This is a genomic window from Staphylococcus kloosii, from assembly GCF_032139365.1.
Lineage (GTDB): Bacteria > Bacillota > Bacilli > Staphylococcales > Staphylococcaceae > Staphylococcus > Staphylococcus kloosii_A.
On the sequence record NZ_JAVTDB010000061.1, the window covers coordinates 1 to 2,915 of the forward strand.

4 protein-coding genes are annotated in these 2,915 nt (G+C 26.2%); 2 read left to right on the top strand and 2 right to left on the bottom strand.

The window, feature by feature from the left end:
• Together RPL90_RS07995 and RPL90_RS08000 are read right to left on the bottom strand one after the other, a co-directional pair.
• The coding region (locus RPL90_RS07995) for an ATP-binding protein (RefSeq protein ID WP_463673960.1) at nucleotides 1–598 on the bottom strand (598 nt) is incomplete at its 3' end.
• Entirely contained in the window at nucleotides 595–1,266 is a 672-nt protein-coding gene (locus tag RPL90_RS08000) for a response regulator transcription factor (RefSeq protein ID WP_313547552.1), read from the bottom strand. The genes RPL90_RS07995 and RPL90_RS08000, both read right to left, overlap by 4 nt.
• A gap of 189 nt (nucleotides 1,267–1,455) precedes the next feature.
• On the opposite strand from RPL90_RS08000, the gene RPL90_RS08005 reads away from it, so the two are divergent.
• Both RPL90_RS08005 and RPL90_RS08010 read left to right on the top strand, forming a co-directional pair.
• Complete coding sequence (locus tag RPL90_RS08005) at nucleotides 1,456–2,223, top strand: ABC transporter ATP-binding protein (protein WP_313547548.1); 768 nt, start codon at nucleotides 1,456–1,458, stop codon at nucleotides 2,221–2,223.
• On the top strand, nucleotides 2,210–2,915 hold a 706-nt coding region (locus RPL90_RS08010; RefSeq protein ID WP_313547550.1), incomplete at its 3' end, for an ABC transporter permease. The genes RPL90_RS08005 and RPL90_RS08010, both read left to right, overlap by 14 nt.

Below are 2,915 nucleotides of genomic sequence, written 5' to 3' on the forward strand. Positions count from 1 at the left end.
TACTATTTCTTATAATTTTGTCTAAATTAACTTCTGTTATAAAGTAATCATTCGAGAATGAATCAATTCGAGAATAATATAATACTTTTTCAATATTTTCTTCTATTTTATCAAGCTCATCTTCAGTTTTATTAACTAACCAATCAATTGATTTATCTTGACTATTTTCTAAAAGTAGTCGACTAGCGGAAATAGGTGTTTTAACTTCATGTATCCAAGAAATAAAAAATTCTTGTTGATCTCGTTTTTCATCATATAATTTTTTCAAGTGAATAAAATGTTTATTGTTAATCTCATTTAAGAGGTTGACTACTATTTGTTGTTTATTATTCTGTGGTTTAATCATATCTATTATAATATCTTTATCCTCATTTGAAATTAAATGTTTTAATTCTAAATAAAATTTATTTCTAAAATAATAACCTAAAATAATATATATAAGGAAAATAACTATAGCACATATATTAGTATATAAAATGTAATTGATACTATATAATGAATCAATACTAACAAGCATCATTAAAGAAACAAAGAGCATAAGAATAGCGAAAAATATGAACGTATAAACTTTGTCTACGACATACTCAGTGATTTTCATTGAATGATATACCCTTCTTTCGTTATTGTTTTTATGAAGTTTTCTTTACCAATGTTACTTAGCTTTTTACGCAACCTATTAATGTTTACTGTCAATGTATTATCATCTATAAAATTCTCGTCTTTCCAAAGCTTGCGTTTGATTTTATATCTACTAACAATTTTACCTTTATTTTGTAATAATAAATGAAAAATCAGAAATTCAGTTTTAGACAAATGAAAATTTGTATCTTCATAAGAAACTTCCCAATTATTAATATTTAATATAATTCCATTATGCTCAAGAACACTTGATTGAATTTCACTATAAGTATAAGATCTACGTAATAGTGAATTTACTTTAGCCATCAAAACGTCTATGTCTAAAGGTTTTTGAATAAAATCATCTCCCCCCATGTTCATAGACATAATCTTATCCATGGGTGTATTACGTGAAGATATAAAAATGATAGGAACTTTTGAAACTTCCCTTATCTTATTACACCAATAAAAACCATCATATGTTGGTAGGTTAATATCCAATAATATAAGATGAGGCTTTTCAGAAATATATACGTTTAGTACTTCGCTAAACTTCTCGACTTTAGAAATTCTAAACCCCCATTTTTCAATGCCTTCTTCTAACATATTTCTAATGACAATGTCATCTTCAACGATCATTATTTTCATAGCATCGCCCATTTTTATCACCCCTGTTTAATTCTTTTACATTACATTCTATCCTTACAAAATTGTAAGGTTCAAAGATGAATTTGTAAGAATAAATAAGATTAATATAATTTATAATTATATTATAGCAATTAATATTTATTATAATATCATAGTTGCTATTATAGTTTAACTGGAGGAATGTTTAACATGGAAAGGATACTGGATGTTAGAAATTTAAAAAAAATATATGGCTCTAAGGGCACTACTTTTACAGCATTAAATGAAATTGATTTATATATATATAAAGGTGAATTTGTTGGAGTCATGGGTCCGTCTGGATCAGGAAAATCAACTTTATTAAATATTCTAGCAACAATTGATTCTCTATCTTTAGGTGATGTTTTAATCGACGGAGTTAATATAAAAAATATGAATGAAGAAGAATTGTCAACTTTTCGCCTGAATAAACTGGGCTTCATATTTCAAGATTATAATTTATTAGATACATTAACAGTAAAGGAAAATATACTTTTACCATTGGCTATAGCTAAGACAAATGTCAAAGAAATTGAATCTCGAGTTGAAAAAGTATCAAAAACTTTTGGGATTGGGAACATTTTAGATAAATATCCCCACCAAATTTCAGGCGGTCAAAAGCAACGTACAGCAGCTTCTCGAGCAATTATAACTAATCCTAGTATAGTATTAGCTGATGAACCGACTGGTGCGCTTGATTCCAAATCAGCTGCAAATTTGTTGGAAAGTCTAACACAATTAAGTCAATACGAAAAGTCAACAATTCTTATGGTAACTCACGATGCTTTAGCCGCAAGTTATTGTGATCGAATTACGTTTATTAAGGATGGTCAAACATTTACTGAGCTAGTTAAAGGAAATCTTTCAAGACAAGATTTCTTCAACAAAATATTAGAAGTTTTATCTGCTATAGGTGGTGGAACAAATGACATTATTTAGAATAGCTATAAAAAATATTAAAGAAAATTTTAATAGCTATTTAATCTACTTTATCTCCATGATATTTAGTATGATAATTTATTATACGTTTGTTTCTTTACAGTATAATGAAAAAATAAAAGAAAATATAAAACTCTCAGATACAATGGATTTTATGTTTATGGGGACATCAATCATACTAATTTTGTTTGTCTCAATTTTTATTATTTATTCTAATACTTTTTTTATAAGAAGAAGAAAAAAAGAAGTCGGTATATATTCAATTTTGGGACTGCGTAAAAAAACTATTGCTAGAATGCTATTTTACGAAAATATATTAATGGGTATTATTTCATTAATAATTGGTATATTCTTAGGTACTCTACTTTCAAAATTTTTTTCACTCATCTTAATGAAATTAATGGGTACTTCTATAAGTATTGATTTTAGTATTTCATATGAAGCAATAGTACAGACCACTATTGTATTTATAATTATAATTTTATTTACTTCAATTCAATGTTATAAAGTAATATATCGTTTTAAACTAATTGAGTTATTGTATGCAGAAAAAAAGGGAGAAGAAATTCCAAGAGTCTCACTACTTTCGGCTATAATAGGTTTTTCCTTACTTATAGTTAGTTATTATCTTATTTTAAGACCATTACCTGATAATTTAACAAATTCATATATTACCAAAAATTATGGATTGG